The organism is Catenulispora sp. GAS73, from assembly GCF_041262085.1.
Classification (GTDB): Bacteria; Actinomycetota; Actinomycetes; order Streptomycetales; family Catenulisporaceae; genus Catenulispora.
The window spans coordinates 14,613-33,435 of the sequence record NZ_JBGCCM010000018.1 but is presented as its reverse complement, the minus strand read 5'-3'; the positions used below and the strand labels follow the sequence as shown (position 1 = coordinate 33,435).

General features: G+C 71.5%; 14 protein-coding genes. 5 read left to right on the top strand and 9 right to left on the bottom strand.

Annotated features, from left to right (window positions below; all coding sequences use genetic code 11):
• Nucleotides 1–63: 63 nt before the first annotated feature.
• A complete protein-coding gene (locus ABH935_RS26080; protein WP_370380561.1) occupies nt 64–1,713 on the bottom strand; it encodes a CehA/McbA family metallohydrolase in 1,650 nt (549 codons plus the stop codon).
• A gap of 245 nt (nt 1,714–1,958) precedes the next feature.
• Here ABH935_RS26080 and ABH935_RS26075 point away from each other — a divergent pair, with 245 nt between their 5' ends.
• Together ABH935_RS26075 and ABH935_RS26070 are read left to right on the top strand one after the other, a co-directional pair.
• Complete coding sequence (locus ABH935_RS26075) at nt 1,959–2,450, top strand: hypothetical protein (RefSeq protein WP_370380560.1); 492 nt, start codon at nt 1,959–1,961, stop codon at nt 2,448–2,450.
• Nucleotides 2,451–2,833: 383 nt separating this feature from the next.
• Nucleotides 2,834–3,817: a winged helix-turn-helix domain-containing protein gene (locus tag ABH935_RS26070; RefSeq protein WP_370380559.1), complete on the top strand. Its 984-nt coding sequence runs from the start codon at nt 2,834–2,836 to the stop codon at nt 3,815–3,817.
• 70 nt (nt 3,818–3,887) lie between these two features.
• Here the strand turns inward: ABH935_RS26070 and ABH935_RS26065 are convergent, their stop codons facing one another.
• On the bottom strand, nt 3,888–4,781 hold the full coding sequence (locus tag ABH935_RS26065) for an SAM-dependent methyltransferase (protein WP_370380558.1): 894 nt from the start codon (nt 4,779–4,781) through the stop codon (nt 3,888–3,890).
• A 303-nt stretch (nt 4,782–5,084) separates the two neighbouring features.
• A complete protein-coding gene (locus ABH935_RS26060) occupies nt 5,085–5,387 on the bottom strand; it encodes a hypothetical protein (RefSeq protein WP_370380557.1) in 303 nt (100 codons plus the stop codon).
• Between the two features lie 73 nt (nt 5,388–5,460).
• Between ABH935_RS26060 and ABH935_RS26055 the strand changes: the two genes are divergently transcribed.
• On the top strand, nt 5,461–7,617 hold the full coding sequence (locus ABH935_RS26055; RefSeq protein ID WP_370380556.1) for a hypothetical protein: 2,157 nt from the start codon (nt 5,461–5,463) through the stop codon (nt 7,615–7,617).
• A 108-nt stretch (nt 7,618–7,725) separates the two neighbouring features.
• On the opposite strand, the gene ABH935_RS26050 is transcribed toward ABH935_RS26055, so the two are convergent.
• The 6 genes from ABH935_RS26050 to ABH935_RS26025 form a co-directional block, all read right to left on the bottom strand.
• Entirely contained in the window at nt 7,726–7,920 is a 195-nt protein-coding gene (locus ABH935_RS26050) for a hypothetical protein (RefSeq protein WP_370380555.1), read from the bottom strand.
• Nucleotides 7,921–8,133: 213 nt separating this feature from the next.
• Nucleotides 8,134–9,594 (bottom strand): adenosylhomocysteinase, encoded by a 1,461-nt coding sequence (gene ahcY, locus ABH935_RS26045; protein ID WP_370380554.1) that lies wholly within the window; start codon nt 9,592–9,594, stop codon nt 8,134–8,136.
• A 194-nt stretch (nt 9,595–9,788) separates the two neighbouring features.
• On the bottom strand, nt 9,789–10,229 hold the full coding sequence (locus ABH935_RS26040; RefSeq protein ID WP_370380553.1) for an N-acetyltransferase family protein: 441 nt from the start codon (nt 10,227–10,229) through the stop codon (nt 9,789–9,791).
• An 88-nt stretch (nt 10,230–10,317) separates the two neighbouring features.
• Entirely contained in the window at nt 10,318–11,877 is a 1,560-nt protein-coding gene (locus ABH935_RS26035) for a multicopper oxidase family protein (protein ID WP_370380552.1), read from the bottom strand.
• Nucleotides 11,878–12,271: 394 nt separating this feature from the next.
• Nucleotides 12,272–13,648, bottom strand: a complete 1,377-nt coding sequence (locus tag ABH935_RS26030; RefSeq protein WP_370380551.1) for a M20/M25/M40 family metallo-hydrolase — start codon at nt 13,646–13,648, stop codon at nt 12,272–12,274.
• A 1-nt stretch (nt 13,649) separates the two neighbouring features.
• Nucleotides 13,650–15,590: an alpha/beta hydrolase family protein gene (locus ABH935_RS26025; protein WP_370380550.1), complete on the bottom strand. Its 1,941-nt coding sequence runs from the start codon at nt 15,588–15,590 to the stop codon at nt 13,650–13,652.
• A 245-nt stretch (nt 15,591–15,835) separates the two neighbouring features.
• Here ABH935_RS26025 and ABH935_RS26020 point away from each other — a divergent pair, with 245 nt between their 5' ends.
• Both ABH935_RS26020 and ABH935_RS26015 read left to right on the top strand, forming a co-directional pair.
• Entirely contained in the window at nt 15,836–17,155 is a 1,320-nt protein-coding gene (locus ABH935_RS26020) for a diaminopimelate decarboxylase (protein ID WP_370380549.1), read from the top strand.
• On the top strand, nt 17,152–18,690 hold the full coding sequence (locus ABH935_RS26015) for an amidohydrolase family protein (RefSeq protein ID WP_370380548.1): 1,539 nt from the start codon (nt 17,152–17,154) through the stop codon (nt 18,688–18,690). The genes ABH935_RS26020 and ABH935_RS26015 overlap by 4 nt, the downstream gene beginning before the upstream one ends.
• The last annotated feature ends 133 nt before the right edge of the window (nt 18,691–18,823 follow it).

Genomic DNA, 18,823 nt, shown 5'->3' with positions numbered 1-18,823 from the left:
AAAGACTTTGATGGGTGTCGGCGGCGACACGCTGCGGACTGTCACCGCCGACGTGGGGTCGCATCAGCTCTGACCGCGGGTCCCCTTCAGGAACACCGGGTTCGTCAGCGCGGCCATCGGGCCGAACAGCAACGCGTCGCCCATCGTGTTGCCCTGGCCGGGCGTGCCGTCGGGCATCGGGTGGCGGATCTCGGCGCGGACGTAGGCGGCCAGCGAGGGCGTGGTGCGCCAGACGACGACGCCGTCGCCGTTGGCGTCCAGCGACTGCTGGAACATCTGGCCCTCGTCGGTGATCAGGCGGACGGTGCCGTTGGGGACGCCGTGCGCCTCCAGCCGGACGTCCACCGGGGCCGTCGTCGGCACCTTGAGCGTCTCGCCGATGCCGGCCTGCTTGCCGGCGCCGGTGACGGTGAAGTCCACGGAGATCGCGCTGGATTCGGCGATCCAGTTGCGGCCGGCGCGCAGGCCGTCCATCAGCGCGTCGGTGCGCAGGTCCTCGGCGTGGACGACGTTGTGCGGCAGGCCGATCACCTGCGGGACGCTGTGCGCGTCGCTGTTGCCCACGGCCGGCAGCCAGCGCTCGCCGGAGCGGACCGCCTCGCCGAGCTTCTGGTCCCAGGTGCTCACGGCGTGCTCGTCGTCGTAGGTCCAGGGGCCGGTCCAGACCTCCGTGACGTCGGCGTCCTCGAACCCGAACTTCCACTGGCAGGCGACGTAGGCGCAGTACATGTGCGCCGGGGCGACCAGGCCGCCGTGCTTGCGCACCTCGCGGGCGAAGCGCGGGAAGGCGTCGTCGCGGTTGCGGTAGCGCCAGTCGATCCACTCGCCGGCCGGCAGGCCCATCGCGACCCAGTGGCCGTTGCGGGTGGTGATCTCCTCGCCGGGGATGATCAGCAGGTCCGGGCCGGCGTACTGGCCCCAGACGCCGTGCGAGGCCGAGGTGTTGTGGTCGGTGGAGACCATGAAGTCCAGATTGGCCGCGCGGGCACCGGCGGCGACCTCGCCGGGCAGCCGCTTGCCATCGGAGTAGACGGTGTGCAGGTGGCAGTCGCCGCGGTACCAGGCCCGGCCGCGGCCCTTGGCGCGGGTCGGCGGGTAGTTCGGGACGAACGGGGTGCCGGGCTCGCCGTAGGTCAGGGTCACCTGGACCTGGTAGTTCATGCCCTGCTGCGCCACCTGGTAGGGGCCCAGGGCGATGTGCCAGGTGCCCTTGTTGACCGGGCCGGGCAGGTAGCCCGGGGTGGCCTCGGTGGCGTTGATCGAGAACGAGGTGCGGAAGCCGCCGGACCAGCCGCGGAAACCGGGGCCGCCCAGCGCGATGCCGCGCTCGTCGAACACGCCGATGTCGCAGGAGTTGGTCTTGTCGCCGGAGACGACGGTGGGGTGGTCGTAGGAGTAGCTGACGTCGATCTGCTTCACCCCGGCCGGGATCACGACCGGCAGGTAGACGAAGTCGGCGACGCCGGTGTCGAGGTGGCCGGTGAGGGTCTGGGTGACCTGGGTGCCATCGGCGGGGGTGGCGCCGGAGCCGCCCGCACTACCGGCGCTGCCAGTGCTGTCGGCGGCGTGGGCGAAGGTCATGGGGCCCAGGGTGAGCGCCGCGGTCGCGGCGCCGACCGTCAGGACGCCTCGGCGGGACAGGCCGGAGGCGGCGGAGTCGGCCGACTCGGGCAGCGGTGCGACGTTGTGCTCGCAATAGCCATCTGTGCACATGGTTTCCGACGATCCGCCACGCCGGTGAACCAGGCGTGAGCGTCAAGCGAAAGGTTGTGGGTTCGTTACGAGGGATACCGAGGACTAGCGAGGGGTGACGAGGAGTACTCGCTCCAGCCTAGCCATTGTTGAGGGAAATGCCCCATACGGGAAGGCGAGGCCATGGCAGCCACACCAGAGCGCCGTTCGCGGCGCGGCGCGATGATGGAGGCATCTCCATAAGCGCGAGGAACGGGAGATTTGAGATGACCGGTATCGAGGTCCTCACCGCGGGACGCTACGGCTACGCCGACCGGCGCATCCACCGCGACGACTTCGCCCACCAACTGGCGGTCATGCTGCCGGCCGACGACGACGAACGGCTCCGGCCGACCACCACGGTCAGCGCCGAGGACCTGGTCAGCGCGGCCAAACTGTGCCGCCACCTGGCCGAGCGCTATCCGTCCGAGCCCCTGGGCCGGCTCGCCGAACAGATCGCCTACCGGCTGGAGCACCCGATCACCCACCCCGGGGCCGTGGTGTACTACGCCGCCGCCCTGCTGTGCCGCGAGCAGGAAGCCCTGAGCCGGGCCGAGAGCGCGACCATGGTGGCCGCGGTGTTGGAGACCCGCGCGGCGGGCCACGCCGCCGACACCCTGGAGGCCACGGCGCCGCAGACCCTGCGCTACACGGTCAAGACCGCCATCGACGGTGACTTCGTCCGCGGTGCGCGGCATCTGAAGGCTCAACAGAACTGAGGAAGGCCGGCTGGGCGGCGGCGGGGCAGGCCGGGTGGCCTGAAAGACGGCGTCCATCCGGATGAAGGGCCCGCACGGCCTGACGGTGGCGGCTGCCTACAACCCTGTCGGCGGCCGGGTCCGACCCGCCGCGATGCTGCCCCGCGCCCCGCGCCCCTGCGCGGTGAGTGCGGCGTCCTTCCTCGTTCGCGACCCCGGACGCCGCCCCCCGTTTCTCACCGCTCCCCCAGGTTCCGGGGCGGCGCAGCCGACATCCCGGAAGTCCAGATCGTCCCGCGCCGACCCGGTACTGTCACTGGATTGCGCGCCGGACACAAACCATTGACAGGGACGCACTGCTGTGCACGACTGAAAGCGACCGGCGGAGGCGGAGGTTCGAGCGGATGGAGACCATCGACTACGGCACCGGCGACCTCGGCCGGGTCCGGTTCGTGCTGTCGCCGCTGGGGCACCTGATCCACGGGGTGCACGACGGTCCGTGCAGCCGGCAGTCGCCGTGGCGGCAGCGCTGGTGGCCGCGGGCCCGGCGGCAGGTGAGCCTGGGCTCGGGCCGGCTGGTCCCGCTGATCAACCGCGCGCATCCGGACGCGCCGGCGTTCCTGCCGCTGGCGATCGCCGGAGACGGTGACGGCGCCGCCACCCCGACCTTCGAGCAGGAGCTGGACCGGCTGCGCGCCACTCCCCCGCACCTGCTGGGCTACCGGCTGGCCGCGAATTCCGGCCCCGGGCCGAGGCGCACCGACGACTCCGACCGGCTGATCCGCGGCCTGCGCAACCAGGAGGACGCCTCGCTGCGCGCCGTCGTCGACGGCCTGCTGGCGCTGTACCGCGCCACGCTCATGCCGGACTGGCCGACGATCTCCGAGCGGCTGCAGCGCGACGTGTCGATGCGCCGGCGCCAGATCCAGCAGCAGGACGGGACGCTGCCGATGCTCACGAATCTGCACTCTGACATCACCTGGCGGCCCCGTACGGAGCCCCACGGCCCGGGGTCGGGGCTCATCCTGGCGCCCTGCCTGTTCGGCCAGCAGCGGGCCCACTGCGGCCCCGGCGCCGACGGCACGCAGGTCGTGGTCTACCCGACCGCGGAGCTGGAGGAGTCCTACGTCGCCCCCGACGACCACCTCGCGGCGCTGCTCGGCGCGGGACGCGCGGCGGTGCTGCGGAGTCTGGCGGCCCCGGCCTCGACCTCGGGACTGGCGCGGCGGCTGGGGATATCGGCGCCGACGGCCTCGACGCACGCCGCGCTGCTACGCAACGCGGGCCTGGTCTCCACGGCGCGGGACGGCAAGAGCGTGCGGCACGAGCTCACCGCGGTCGGACGCCAGTTGGTCGAGCTGAACCCACAGGCCGCCGCCACGTTCTGAGCGTTAAGCACCGGCCACTCAGTGCCGAACTCACCGAACTGGCCGACCCCGCCGAACTCGCCGACCGAGCTCAGCGCTTGATCCCCACCCCGACCAGCCCCCAGATCTCCTCCCAGTCCTCGCGCAGCTCGCCGTCCGGCCGCCACAACGGCCGCGGCACGATCCCGGGCTCGATGATCTCGGTCCCGGCGAACAGGGCCCTGATCTCCGCCTCGTCGCGCATGTACATCTTCGACGTCGCCTGGTCCCAGGCCCGCACCGCCGCCTCGGCCTGCACCGGACGGCCGCCGTCGGTGATGTGCGAGACCACCAGCGCGCTGCCGGCCGGGACCGCGGCCAGGAACTCCGCCACGATGCCGTGCGGGCCCTCCTCCGGCGCGATGAAGTGCAGCAGCGAGTTCATCACGATCGCCACCGGCTGCTCCAGGTCCAGCACCCGGCGCAGCTCCGGGTCGGCCAGCACCTCGGCCGGGCGGCGGACATCGGCCTCCACCACCGCGGTGTGCGCCGGGTCGGCGGCGGCCACCAGGGCCCGGCCGTGCACGGCGACCATCGGGTCGTAGTCCACGAACACGATGCGCGCCTCCGGATGCGCCCGCCGCGCCACGTCGCCGATGTTGTCGGTGCCGGGCAGGCCGCTGCCGAGGTCGAGGAACTGGGTGACGCCGGAGGCGGCCAGGAACCGGGTCGCGCGGTTGAGGAAGGCGCGGTTCTCCTGAAGGATCTCGCGGGCCTGCGGCACGTGCCGCAACGCGGTCTCGGCGGCCTCGCGGTCCACGTCGAAGTAGTGCATTCCGCCCAGCAGGTACTCGTAGATGCGCGCGGTGTGGGCTTTCGTCGTGTCCAGTTCCGGCGGGAGCCAGCCGGGGATCAGCGTGGCGTCGATGCTCTCGACGCCGTCCGCCGAGGTCACGGCGGACTCAGGAAATCCGCCGATCTTCGAGGCCTGATGTTCGTCAACCACCTGCGAGAGCCTAGCGGAGTTATCTCTGAACCGGCTCTCGGGGAAAAGTGGGGCGATCGGGCCTTGACAGGCCGCGACTTTTCAGCTCCGGGACGCCTGTCATTGTCCCGATACGCCTTGGACCCTACTTGTACGTCGTATTGTCGCCCCACAGCTGGTAGAAATTTTGGTCATGTCGAAGAATGCCAGGGCCCGACGAGTCCGCCGCCGCCTCATAGCCGGGGTGGCGGTGTCCACCATGGTCAGCGCGGCCTCGATGGCGGCCACCGTCAGCGCACAGGCCGACACGGCCCCGTCCGGTGGTCAGTCGCCCGTGGCTGCTCCGTCGACGTCGTCGAGCCAGCCGGATCCGACGTCGGCCACCACGAGCACGACGCCGACGCCCACGCCGACCCCCACTCCGACGCCGACGCCGACCCCGACTCCCACCCCGACGCCGACTCCGACGACCCCGACAACCCCGACGACGCCGCCCACGACGCCTCCCTCGTCGTCCGCACCGACCCCGACGCCGGACCCGACCCAGCCGCCGCCCACGCCGACCGCGCCGCCGACGACGAAGCCGGCCCCGCCGGCGCAGGTACCGCCGACGCCGGCGTCCCCCAAGGGCTCGCCGGTCCAGCCGGCCCCGCCGGCTCCGAACCCGGCGCCCTACATCCCGCCGCCGGACCCGGTGCCAGTGCCCACGCATCCGCCGGCGGGCGCGGGCCAGTTCGACAACTCGCTGATCGCCACCACCGCGCTGGCCTACGTCGGCCGCTGGGGCGGCCAGGCCTGCGTGGACGCCAACCGCTTCCGCTCTGGCCAGTGCCGCGAGTTCGTGGACTGCGTGGTCTCGCTGGCCAGCGGCGGAAAGATCTGGCCGGTCGACCCGGGCGGGAACTACCAGGTCGGGTTCAGCTCGGCCGGCGCGGTGCCGGTGGCGCCCGCCGCCGCCGTCGAGGGCGACATCATCCAGATCGGCGACCACGACGACTCCAACCCGCTGCACACCGCGATCGTGCTGAGCAACCACGGCGACGGCACGTACACCGTCGTGGACTCGAACTGGGTCGGCGAGCCGCTCATCAAGGAACTGGTCGGCGTGCACGACTGGACCCCGCCGGCGGCCGCGCAGTTCTGGCGCCTGGGCGCGGTCAACCCGAACAACCCCGGCTGGAAGATGCCGAAGAACGGCGTCACCGGCGGCTACGACCTGAGCGGCTACCAGCCCCCGGACACCGCGATCAACCCGGCGCCGCCGGCCCCGACCGCGAGCACGAACACCGTGAACGGCCTGGCCTCCGGAACCATCACGGTGCGCTCGGCGGACGCCGACCCGGCCCACCCCGCGGTCCGCATGCAGTACTGGATCGACGGCAAGTCCGCGCAGGCCATCGACAACGCCCCCGGCGGCGCGCTGCTGCCGCTGGACACCACGACGCTGACCGACGGCCCGCACGTGATCACCACCCAGGCGATGGCCGACGACGGCGCGATCTCGCAGCTGTCGGCCCCGGTCACCATCAACGTCACGAACCACCAGCTGACCGTCGCCGTCGCCGCCCCGAACGCACCGCTGCTGTCCGGCACGGTGCCGCTGGGCATCGGCGCGGCCCCGGCCTCGGACCTGGCCACGGAGACGCTGACGCTGGACGGCGTGGCCATGGCGCAGCCGATGACCACCAGCAACCAGCTGAACCTGGACACCACGACCCTGACCGCCGGCCAGCACCAGATCAAGGTCACGGTGACGAACCGCGAGGGCAGGACAGTGACGTGGGGGCCGGTGATCGTGACCGTCACCGGCGCGGCCACCGGACCCCGGGCCGTGCTGCCCTCGGCCACCGCCGGGCACGCCGACCTGGTCGCGGTCGACGCTACCGGCCGGCTGCTGCGGTACCCGTGGATCGCCGACGGGACGTTCGGCGTCCCGGTGCCGGTCGCGAACGGCTTCGCCGACGTCACCGCGCTCGTCGCCGGGCACTTCACGGGCCCGGCCGGCGCGGTGCAGCTGCTCGCGGTGAAGAAGGACGGCACCGCGCACCTGTACGGCTTCGACGCCACCGGCAAGGCCGTGGATCAGGGTGCTGTCAGCGGGCCGCAGTGGAACACCTTCACGCGGCTGGCCGCCGGGGCGTTCACCCAGGCCGGGCATGAGGACCTGGTCGGGATCGATGCGGCCGGGCACGCGCAGCTGATCACGCTCTCGGTTCCGCCGGCGGGGACCCCCGCCGCGCCCGCCACGCCGACGCCGCCCACCGCGACGACGTCTCCGGCCGGTTCGCTGCCCGGGGCGGGGTCCACGACCCTTCCGGGTTCCGGCAGCACGCCCCTGGCCGGTCCCGGCGCCGACCACGCGGTCGTGCCGGACGCGGAGGCGGCAGCCGCCGGGGCGCCGGCCGCGGGAGCACCGGCCGCCGCAGCCGCGGTGAAGCCCGCCTTCACCGCCGTGCTGAAGGCGCTGCCGCAGAACCCGACGCTCGCCGGAGCGGTGGCGATCGAGGCCGTTCCGGGCTCCGACGGGATCGACCAGCTGGTGTCGGCGGACGGCACCGGCGTCGTCGCCGCGTTCACGTTCACCGCCGCGCAGGGATTCGTGCCGGTGAAGACCGCGCCCGGCGCGCCCGCCCTCCCCGCCCTGCGGCTGCCGGCCCCGGTGACCACGCCGGTGGACGGCGTGTTCGTCGGGACCGACGCGCAGTTCCTGGTCACGGGCGCCGACGGCCAGACCTGGATCATGTCGCTGGCGCACCCCGACCGGCCGGCTCAGGGTGCTGCTTTCCAGTCGGACGCCGTGGTCCCGACGACGCAGCCCGCCCAGGGGCAGCACCGGCTGGCTCAGCCCGGGGACTGATCACCCCGGCCGCGTCGGCGCAGAAGTCGGCGCGGCAGTCGGCGGAGAAATGGTGACAGCCGCCCGGGAACTGGGAGGTCTCCCGGGCGGCCGTCTACGCCTTGTCTATCAGGTTCGCCGATCCGGCGCCACGGTCCCGGGCTCAGCGAGGGCCGACGCCGGGGGCGCGGCGACCCCGCTCGCGCCCTCCCCGCCGTGCTCCTTGCGATCGTCCGCACAACGGTCCGTCAAGCGGAGGACCAGCACGATGTTCGCCAGGACCAGAACGGCGACGAGTGTGGCCAGCACGGACGAAAGGGACATGCGCACTCCTTGCCGAGCACCGCGGCCGAGGGATCGGCGCTTAAGGGTGATCAGGTGCGGATGCTAGCAAAGCCGGACCCGCGCGGGTAAGAGCCTGATTTCCCTGGCAGTCCGTTGCCCTCGGTGACAAATCGCAGGGTGTTCACTCGGTCACCCTGCGCAGTCAGCTCCGCAGCCTGCCCGCACACTGCAGGCCGCGGAGCTGACCGGCGCTCAGTACCGGTAGTGCTCGGCCTTGTAAGGGCCCTCAATCGGCACACCGAGGTAGTCCGCCTGCTCCGCCGACAGCTCGGTCAGCTGCACCCCGAGGGCGTCGAGGTGCAGCCGCGCGACCTTCTCGTCCAGGTGCTTGGGCAGCCGGTAGACGTCCTCCGTGTACTTGTCCTGGTTCGTGAACAGCTCGATCTGGGCCAGCACCTGATTCGCGAACGACGCCGACATGACGAAGCTCGGGTGGCCGGTGGCGTTGCCGAGGTTGAACAGCCGGCCCTCGGAGAGCACGAGCACCGCGTGCCCGTCCGCGAACGTCCACTGGTGCACCTGCGGCTTGATCTCGGTCTTGGCCACGCCGGGCTGCGCGGCCAGGCCGGCCAGGTCGATCTCGGTGTCGAAGTGGCCGACGTTGCCGACGATCGCGTTGTGCCGCATGCGCGTCAGGTGCTCCACGCGGATGGCACCGGTGCCGCCGGTCGCGGTGACGAACAGGTGCGCGTCCTCGACGACCTGGTCCAGGCGCGCCACCTGGAAGCCGTCCATCGCCGCCTGCAGGGCGTTGATGGGGTCGATCTCCGTCACCACGACCCGGGCGCCCTGGCCGCGCAGCGCCTCGGCCGCGCCCTTGCCGACGTCGCCGTAGCCGCAGACCACGGCGGTCTTGCCGCCGAGCATGACGTCGGTGGCGCGGTTCAGGCCGTCGGGCAGGGAGTGGCGGATGCCGTACTTGTTGTCGAACTTCGACTTGGTGACCGAGTCGTTGACGTTGATCGCCGGGAACAGCAGGCGGCCCTCGCGGGCCAGCTTGTACAGCCGCGCGACGCCGTTGGTGGTCTCCTCCGACACGCCCCGGAGGACGGCGGCGATGCGGGTGAAGCGGGTGTCGTCCTCGCTGAGGCTGTCGGCCAGCAGACCCAGGATCTGGCGGCGCTCCTCGTGGTCGCCCGGCTCCGGTTCCGGGACGCGGCCGGCCGTCTCGTACTCGGCGCCGAGGTGGACCAGCAGGGTGGCGTCGCCGCCGTCGTCCACCAGCAGGTCCGGGCCGCGACCCGCGCCGAAGTCGAAGAGCTGGCGGGTGCACCACCAGTACTCCTCCAGCGTCTCGCCCTTCCAGGCGAACACGGAGGTGCCGGTGGGCTTGTCGGGGGTGCCGTCGGGGCCGACGACGACCGCGGCGGCCGCCTCGTCCTGGGTGGAGAAGATGTTGCAGGACACCCACCGGACCTCGGCGCCGAGCGCTACAAGGGTCTCGATGAGGACCGCGGTCTGCACGGTCATGTGCAGGGAGCCGGCGATCCGGGCGCCGCGCAGGGGCTGGGCCGCCGCGTGCTCGGCGCGCAGTGCCATGAGGCCGGGCATCTCGTGCTCGGCCAATTCAATCTGCCGGCGGCCGTACTCGGCCAGTTCGAGGTCGGCGACGGCGAACCGCAGGCCGTCGATCTCTTGGGGTTGGTGCTTCATGCTCGCTTTCCCGTCTTCGCATGAGGTGGTGGAACCCCGGGGAAGCACGAAGCGCGCCTCCACGAGGGAGGCGCCCTTGGGAAAGTCGTCGGGACCGAGCGTGGCGGATTCGAGGATCCGTTGCAGCGCCTCTCAGCTCCGGCGGCGCCGTGGTAAGTGGCGCCCAACAAATGTAGCGCGAGAGGGCCGACCGTTCACAGCTTGCGCGTGAACACCACCTTGGGGTCCCCCGGTCCGGCGTAGTCGTCGACGACCTCCGCGGTGAAGCCGATGGCGGTGTGGAACGCGACGCTGTTGGTGTTCGCCACGCTGGTGATCGCCTTCAGGCTGGTGGCGCCCTGCACCGCGGCCAACCGGGCGAACTCCTCGTGCAGCCGGCGGCCCAGGCCCGAGCCCCGGGTGTCGTCGCGGGTGGCGATGAAGTGGACGTAGCCGACGTGGTCCTGGTTCACCCAGCCCATCAGGTAGCCGCGGATGCCGTCCGGGGAGTCGGCGACCATGCAGGTCGGGCCGAACTCGTGCACCAGCGGGTAGTGGTGGCCCGCCCGCATGTCGCGTTCGCCCCAGTAGCGCGGCAGATCGGCGAGGATCTGGTGCAGGTCCGCGACGGTCATCGGGCGCATGGTCTCGCTCATGAGGAGATCCTTACACAGCACGAAAACGAGCCCGGAACCGGCGGGGCGAGCGCCGGTTCCGGGCCCTGTGGCGGGTCGGGTTGGTCTGTCAACTCACTACGTTGAGAAAGCTCATCATGCCGTTGTCCTCGTGGGCACCGATGTGGCAGTGGAACATCCACCGGCCGGGATAGTCCTCGATCGGGATGCGGATGACGACCTTGCCCGGGACGCCGCCCACCGCGTGCGGCACCGGGACGACGTCCTGCATGTGGGTGTAGGGCACGGCCGTGCCGTTCACCGACATCTCCTGGAACGTGCTGGTGTGCAGGTGGAACGGATGGTCCTCGCCGCTCTCGTTGAGGATCGTCCACTCCTCGACGGTCCCCAGCTTGGCCGGGTCGGGGAAGACCGAGGTGGTCGGGTCGAACTGCTTGCCGTTGATGAAGAAGCTGAGCCCGTCGGGGCTCTCGCTGAGGTCGACGGTACGCTGCTGGGCGATCTTGGCGTCAGCCAGGCTCGCGGGGGCGGTCTTGACCCCGCCGGTGAGGGCCGGGAGGCGGTTGACCGCGGTGCCGTAGACGTCCAGCTGCGCCAGGGCGGTGTCCGGGTACTGGTCTCCCTGCGGACCGTTGCTGTAGGCGGTGGTGCGCAGCCAGCTGTCACCGGGGGTGCTGTTCGCCGTCACCAGGACGTCGTAGCGCTTGGCCGGGGGCAGGAGCAGGGTGTCCACGGTGGTGATGCCGGCGACCGGGACGCCGTCCTCGCCGACCACGGTGAACTTGTAGCCGTCCAGACGCAGGCGGTAGAAGATGTCGGCTCCGGCGTTGATCAGGCGCCACAGCTGGGTCTCGTTGGGCCGCATGCCGACGATCGGCCGGAGCTGGCCGTTGATCAGACGGATGGTCGGGGCGTTGGAGTCGATTTTCGAGGACGCGGTGTTCTGCGCGATGGTGCCGCTCGCGTTGATCTGCACGTCTTTGAGCACGAAGGTGTGCGCGATGACGTGCTGATAGGCGGCCGGGAGCAGGGTTCTGTCGTCGCCGACGATCAGGGCGCCGGACAGCCCGGCGAAGATCTGGTTCTCGACGTCTCCGGTCATGGACATGCCGGTGCCAGTGCCAGTGCCGGTGGCCGTGCCGTTGATCGGGCCGGTGACGCCGCCGGGGCAGGTGGTACCCATGGCGTGCGAGTGGTACCAGTACGTGCCCGGAGGATGGTCGGCAGGGATCACGAGGTGGTACGTGTAGGTGTCGCCCGGGGCGACACACAGGAAGTCGTCGTCCGAATGGCTCATCGGATCGATGTGCAGGCCGTGGAAGTGCAGGTTGGTGGCCACCGGGAGGTGGTTCACCAGCCGGACGTCGAGCGTCGCGCCGGGGTTGAAACTGATCGTCGGCGCGACGTAGAAGCCGTTGTAGGACTGGCCGTCGGCCGTCTTCCCGCCCAAGTCGAACTGGGTGTCGTGGGCATCGAGGGTGACGGTCAGGCCGCCGCCGGCGCCGGCCGCCATGACCGCGTCGGGCGGATCCTGGAACGGCGCGCCGGAGACCATGCCCTGCTCCTGGTCGGTCACCGCGGGCGGCGCGTTCAACGTCCCTGTCGAGGACGCCAACGCGACCGCACCGGTGGCGGCGGAGAGGATGGCAAGGACCGTGATCAGGAGCACGGCGCGCCCTGCTATCAGGGTTCTCAGAGGATCGTCGCGATTTCCTTTTCCAGGCGCGCGAAAGCGCCATCGAAGAGCAGCGGCCACGGCGGGGGTCCTTCCTGGGTTACCGGAACGAGAGGTGGCGGAGCCGGGTGACGCTGTGAATCCAAACCCTGTGCTTAAACGCTGTAGCGGATGGTCTGTCCGAGCAAGAATCTAAAACCTGCGGGGCTCTTGGTCCAGGGGACCGAGAGATGGACGCGCCGACGGGGCCCGCGAGTTGCGCCTGATGAGGGGGCGTAAGGGTGGCGAATTCGAGTCTGAGCCCCCGGCGCCTTGACGACAAGCCGGCGCCGGGGCCGGTCTACGGAAGAACTCCTGCGGCTCTATCCGCGAGCGCTCGGCGGCGCGATCATGTATGCGTCCTGGGGTCGGTCATCAGGTAGGTGGCGAGAACGCCGGCGCCGAAGGCCAGGCTGTCGGTGAGGACGTGCTCGTCAACGCCGTGGACGTACCGCCAGGCGTCGAAGCCCTCGGGGGTGCGCCCCGGGACGAAGCCGAAGCCGGGGATGCCGATCTTGGCGAACGCCTTCGCGTCGGTCCCGCCGGTCATGCAGAAGGGCAGCACGATCGCCTCGGGGTCGAAGGCGCGCAGCGCGGCGGCCATCGCGGAGAAGTCCGGAGCGGTGAAGTCGGCGCTGACCGGCGGGTTGTGCTCGCCGGTGCGGGTGGCGTCGGGTCCGAGGAGTCCGTCGACGGTCGCGAAGAACTCCGCCTCGGTGCCCGGAAGCAGGCGGCCGTCCAGGGCCACACTGGCCTCCGACGGGATGACGTTGTGCTTGTAGCCGGCGCGCAGCATCGTGGGGTTGACCGAGTTGCGCAGCGTGTCGGCCAGCAGCGGCGCGGCGGCTCCCAGAGCGCTGAGATCGTCCGGGGAGATCTCGCGGCCGAAGTGCTCGGACAGGCCGTCCAGCAGGGCCCTGACGATCGGCACCACCCGCACCGGCCATTCGTACTCGGCGAAGCGGGTGACCAGCGCGGCCAGCTTCGCGATCGCGTTGTCGTCGTTGCGGCGCGAGCCGTGGCCGGCGGTGCCGCGCATCGTGACGGTCATCCACGCGCTGCCGCGCTCCCCCGCCGCGATCGGGTACAGGCGCGCGCCGTCGGACAGGTGCACCGAATGGCCGCCGGACTCGCTGATCGCGGCCTCCACGCCGTCGAACAGGTCCCGGTGCTCGCGGCTCAGGAATCCCGCGCCGAAGTCCCCGGTGTCCTCCTCGTCGGCGACGAAGGCCATGACGAGGTCGCGCGGGGGGCGCTGTCCGGTGCGGGACAGGTGGTGCACGAACGCGAGCATCATCGCGTCCATGTCCTTCATGTCCAGCGCGCCGCGGCCCCAGACGGCGCCGTCGCGGACCTCGCCGGAGAAGGGGTCGGACTGCCAGTCGGCGGGTTCGGCGGGGACGACGTCGAGGTGGCCGTGCACCAGCAGGGCCGGCGCGCTCGGGTCGGTGCCGGGGATGCGGACCACGGTGTTGGCGCGGCGGGGCGCGGACTCCAGGACGACGGGGTCGAAGCCGGCGTCGGTGATCTGCTCGGCGACCCATTCGGCGCAGGCGCGTTCGCCGCGGCTCTCGCCGGCGCCGAAGTTGCTGGTGTCGAAGCGGATCAGGCGGGAGCAGGCGGCGACCACGTCGGCGGCGAGCTTTTCGAGGTCGGAGTCGGTGGGGCGGGGTGCGGTCAGATCGGGTGCGGTCAGATCGGGTACGGACCGGCCGGGTTCGTTCATGTCAGGCTCCGAGGACGCTCGCGTACAGGTCGAGTTCGGCTTGCAAGCAGACGGCCATGGTCTCGTCCTTGCGGAAGCCGTGCCCCTCGCCGGGGAAGCGGAGGTAGGCCCGGCACAGCCCCGGGTTGACCGCCTCGACCGCCTTGACCAGCCGGTCGGCCTGGTCGGGACGGCAGATCACGTCGTCCTCGCCCTGCAGCATGATGAACGGCGCGGTGATCTCGGCGGCGTGCGCCAGCGGCGAGACCCGGGCGAAGCGCTCGGCGTCCTTCTCGGGGTCGCCGACCAGGTAGTGGATGTAGCGGCTCTCGAAGTCGTGGGTCTGTTCGTCGTACCAGGTCGCGGGGTCGCTGATCGGGAAGTAGACGGCACCGCAGGCGAAGTAGTCGCTGTGCGCGAGCGCCGCCAAGGTGGCCCAACCGCCGGCCGAGCCGCCGCGGATGCCGGTGCGCGCCGGGTCGGCGAGTCCGGCGGCGGCCAGCGCCCGGGCCACCGCGACCGGGTCTTCGACGTCGGTGCTGCCCCAGGTGTGGCGCAGGCGGTCGCGGTAGGCGCGGCCGTAGCCGGTGGAGCCGCCGTAGTCGACGGAGGCGACGGCGTAGCCGCGGGAGGTGAACAGCGCGAAGGGCAGGTGGCGGGTGGCGACGGTGCTGCTGGTCGGGCCGCCGTGGACGTCGATCAGCAGGGGCGGCGGGGTGTCGGAGGGACCGCGGTACTCGGGGTTGGTCGGGGGGTGGTAGATGTACGGGACCTGCCAGCCGCCGGCGACCTGGACGTGGCGGCGTTCGGGGACGGAGACCCAGGCTTCGTGCGGGTGGACGGCGGGCTCGACGCAGCGGACGGCCCGGCGACGGGCCACGTCGATGCGGAGCGGGGTCGAGGGTTCGGTGGGGCTCGCGGCGACGACGGCGATCGTGGCGGCGCCGTCGCCGCTGACGGAGGTCGCGAACTCGGTCCAGTCCGCGGCCAGGTCGGAGGTCTGGCCGGTCTCGGGGTCCCACAGGATCAGCGCCTCGTCGCCGAGGCTGCGGCGCAGGACGACGCCGGCGTCGGTGACGGCGAACGACGTGGAGCCGACGCGCCAGATCGCGTGGCCGCACTCGGTCTCGGTCGGGAAGACGTTGGTCGCGCTCGTCTGCTCCCCGGCGAGGTCGACGCGGAACAGGTTCCACCAGCCGTCGGGGTCGGCGAGCGCGTACAAGGTGTCGGCGTCCGCCCACTCGGCCTGCGCGACGGAGACCTCGTCGCCGCCGAGGACGCGGGCCTGCGCGACCGCGACGCCGTCGACGATCGAGGCGACCATGAGGTCGGTGGTCTCCCACGGCATCACCGGGTGGTCCCAGCCGAGCCAGGACAGCCGCATGCCGTCGGGGCTCAGCCGGATCGTGGACAGGAAGTGGTGGGAGCGGGCCACGACTCGGAGGGCTTCGGGGTCGTCGGCGCCGGCGCCGGACAGCGGGATGGCGACGACGTCGCGGGTGGTGCGCGGGGCGGGGTCGGTCAGTTCCCCGGTGAGTTGTAGCGTCTCGCGGATCGCCCAGATCTCGGTGCCGGTCGGGCCCAGGATCATGTCGGAGTAGTTGGTGCGGGTGACGCCCTCGGGGTCGGCGGGGGTCAGGGGCTTCGGCGGCTCAGCGACCAGATAGAGCCGCTGGTCGCGGGAGCAGGAGAAGACCGCGAGGTCGGGCGTGGCGAGGTAGGGACGTCCGCCGTAGCCGATGGCCTTGTTGCCGACCGGCCAGTCCGGACCCAGCACCGGTCCGACCTTGCCGTCGGCGTCCCGGCGCACCAGCCCGACGGTGGCCGTCGCCGGATCCGGCGCGCACCACCAGGTCTGCTCGCCGACGATCGCAGGCCACTGTGGCGCGCCGGGGGTGGCGGCGACGTCCGTGGCCGTGAGCGGAGACGGCCAGGTGCCATACGGTTGGTCGGCCTTTGTCACGGGTTCTCCTCAGCTCGGTCGGCGCCGGTGGAGTGCGGGGTGCGTAGTGCGCGGGTACGGTGATCGATTCAGGCGGCTGAGGCGTCATCGTGGCCGTCGGGAGCCGATCGGCAAGGTGGTTGTCGGGATTTGGAGTGTGAGCGGCGAGGTTTTCGAGGCTCGCGCTCGGCCGGCGTCCGAGGTCCCACGCTGGATCGGGAGCCGCCGTGCCACCGGCGCCACCCGAGCCCTGCGAGGAACCCGTCATGCCTGACCATCATGCCCGCCGTATCCGCCGCGACCGCGCCGTCCACGCCGCGGTCGCCCAGGGCCTGCTCGACTCGCGGCGCACGCCGGTGGCGGCGTTCGTCGACGTCGCCGGGATCGCGCGGACGGCGGCGGAGCTGCTCGCGGCCTGGCCGCGCGAGCTGGACGTGCTGCACGCCTTCGCGGCCAAGGCGAACCCGCTGGTCCCGGTGCTGGCGCTGCTGCTGCGGCACGGCCTCGGCTGCGAGGTGAGCAGCCCCGGGGAGCTGGCGCAGGCGCGCGCCGCGGGGTTCCCGGCGTCCCGGATCGTGCTGGACTCCCCGGCGAAGACGCAGGCGGAGCTGGCCGAGGCGCTGCGCGACGGCATCGCGCTGAACATCGACAACTTCGAGGAACTGGAGCGCGTGGACCGCCTGGTCGCCGACGGGGCCGTGGCGCTGCGGACCGGGGTGCGGATCAACCCGCAGGTGGGGATCGGGTCGATCGAGGCCATGTCGACGGCCGGCCGGACCACGAAGTTCGGCGTCGCGATGGCCGACCCCGGCAACCGCGAGCGGCTGCTGGCGGCGTACGCGGCGCGGCCGTGGCTGCGCTGGGTCCACGTGCACGTGGGCTCACAGGGCATCCCGCTGGAGCTGAACGCGGCGGGGGTGGCCGAGGCGGTGCGGTTCGCGCAGGAGGTGAACGCGCGGCGGGAGGGGCAGATCGAGGGCATCGACATCGGTGGCGGGCTGCCGGTGGACTTCAGCGGGGACGAGGACAATCCCACCTTCGCCGATCACGTGGCGGTGTTGCGGGACGCCGCGCCGGAGCTGTTCAGCGGGGAGCTGAAGGTGGTCACGGAGTACGGCCGGTCGGTGATGGCGAGGAACGGGTTCATCGCCTCGCGGGTGGAGTACACGAAGACCTCTGGCGGGCGCGCTATAGCGTTGACGCACGCAGGGGCGCAGGTAGCGGCGCGTACCGTGTTCGCCCCCAAGTCGTGGCCGCTGCGGGTGCTGGCGTATGACCGGCACGGGCTGGCGAGTACGGCGGAGCTGGAAGTGCAGGACGTCGCGGGGCCGTGCTGCTTCGCGGGGGATCTGATGGCACGGGAGCGGAAGCTGCCGAAGCTCGCCACGGAGGACATCGTCGTGGTGCCGGACACGGGGGCGTACTACTTCTCCTCGCCGTTCCAGTACAACAGTCTGCCGATGCCGCCGGTGTACGGGTTCGAGGTGTCGGAGGGGGATGTGGTGCGCTTCCATGTGTTGCGCGCAGCGGAGAGCATCGAGGAGCTGGTGGCTCGTAGTGGAGTGCTGCCGGCGGGACTGCGGTGAGGGGTTTCTCGCTTGTTCTGCGTGGGGGTCTGGTCGCGGACGGGACCGGGGCGCCTTTGGCGGCGCTCGATGTGGGGGTTGTCGGCGATCGGGTCAGGCTGCTGACGCCTGGCACTGTCGCTCAGGCCGACGAGGTTCTGGACGTCTCGGGCTCGGTGGTCGCGCCGGGATTCATCGACGCGCATACGCACTCCGACACGGCTTGTATCGACGCTTCTGAACGCCGACTGGATAGCTCTCAAGCATTCGCCTCGGTACTCCAGGGCGTCACGACGGAGATCGCGGGGAACTGCGGCGTTAGCGCCTTTCCGGGAACGTACTCAGGGCTCGCTGCACTCAGTCGCGCCCATAGCGTTTCCGGACGCTCCAATCACTTAGCTTCCCTCGTAGGGCACGGGACTCTGCGCGCTTTTGTCGTCGGCCATGAGGCACGTCCTGCCACGGCCATGGAGACGGCGCGTATGGCTGAGGCTCTGGATGAAGCTCTGGAGAGCGGAGCTGTTGGGCTCTCCACGGGGCTCATCTATACGCCGGGCTCTTATGCGAATGCTGCGGAGATCACCGCGTTGGCGACCGTCGCCGCACGCCATGGGAAGCCCTACGTGACGCATCTGCGCGACGAGATGTCTGGAGTGGAGAGCGCCTTAGAGGAAGCGATCGCTATAGCGCGGGACAGTGGTGCGGCTCTGCACGTGTCGCACCATAAGACCGCTGGGAAGTACGCATGGGGACGGACTGAGGTGACGCTCGCGCGGCTGGCGGAGCTTCGGGAGTCGGGGATGGATGTCACGTGCGACGTCTATCCGTATACGGCCGGCAGTACGAAGCTGTCGGCGATGCTGCCTCCGTGGGCCCACGACGGCGGCCCGGCGCGGCTGCTGGAGCGGCTGCGGGACCCGGGGCAGCGCGACGCGCTGCGCAAGGCGATCGCCGAGGGCGTGCCGGGCTGGGAGAACACGGTCGGCAACGGCGGCTGGGACCGCATCGTGGTGGCCGGCGCCCTGCGGCACGCCGCATACCAGGGCCAGACCATCGCCGCCCTTGCCGGCGCGGCCGACGTGGACCCCGTCGACCTGGTCGCGGAACTGCTGCTGAGTGAGGACGGCGACGTGACGATCATCAGCCACTCGATGTGCGAGGACGACGTCCGCCGCGTCCTGTCCGCCCCGTTCGCGATGATCGGCTCCGACGGCGTCCCCACCCCCGGCCGCCCCCACCCCCGCTGGGCCGGCACCTTCGCCCGCGTCCTGGGGCACTACACGCGCGAGGCAGGACTCTTCGACCTGCCGGAGGCGCTCCGCAAGATGACCGGCGCCACCGCCGCCCGCTTCGGCCTGACGGGCCGAGGCGTCCTGCGCGACGGCGCACACGCGGACCTGGTGGTGTTCGACGCGGCACGCGTTGCGGACCGTGCGACGTTCGCCGAGCCGCTCGCGGCACCGGAGGGGGTGCGGCTCGTGATGGTCGGCGGTGCGATCGCGGTGCGCGATGGGGTGCTGACGGCCGCGCGGCCGGGGCGTGTGGTGGCGGTTTGAGGGGCCATGCGGCGGCGGGACTGGCAGCGGCGGAGGGGGTGCGGCTCGTGATCGTCGGCGGTGCGATCGCGGTGCCCGATGGAGCGCTGACGGCCGCGCGGCCGGGGCGTGTGGTAGCGGTTTGAGGGGCCAT

Bases quoted from the DNA above. Each gene is read 5' to 3' on its own strand.
- ABH935_RS26075 (WP_370380560.1), top strand. From the start codon at position 1,959: ATGACCGGTATCGAGGTCCTCACCGCGGGACGCTACGGCTACGCCGAC.
- ABH935_RS26070 (WP_370380559.1), top strand. From the start codon at position 2,834: ATGGAGACCATCGACTACGGCACCGGCGACCTCGGCCGGGTCCGGTTC.
- ABH935_RS26030 (WP_370380551.1), bottom strand. From the start codon at position 13,648: ATGAACGAACCCGGCCGGTCCGTACCCGATCTGACCGCACCCGATCTG.
- ABH935_RS26040 (WP_370380553.1), bottom strand. From the start codon at position 10,229: ATGAGCGAGACCATGCGCCCGATGACCGTCGCGGACCTGCACCAGATC.
- ABH935_RS26080 (WP_370380561.1), bottom strand. From the start codon at position 1,713: ATGTGCACAGATGGCTATTGCGAGCACAACGTCGCACCGCTGCCCGAG.
- ABH935_RS26050 (WP_370380555.1), bottom strand. From the start codon at position 7,920: ATGTCCCTTTCGTCCGTGCTGGCCACACTCGTCGCCGTTCTGGTCCTG.
- ABH935_RS26020 (WP_370380549.1), top strand. From the start codon at position 15,836: ATGCCTGACCATCATGCCCGCCGTATCCGCCGCGACCGCGCCGTCCAC.
- ahcY (WP_370380554.1), bottom strand. From the start codon at position 9,594: ATGAAGCACCAACCCCAAGAGATCGACGGCCTGCGGTTCGCCGTCGCC.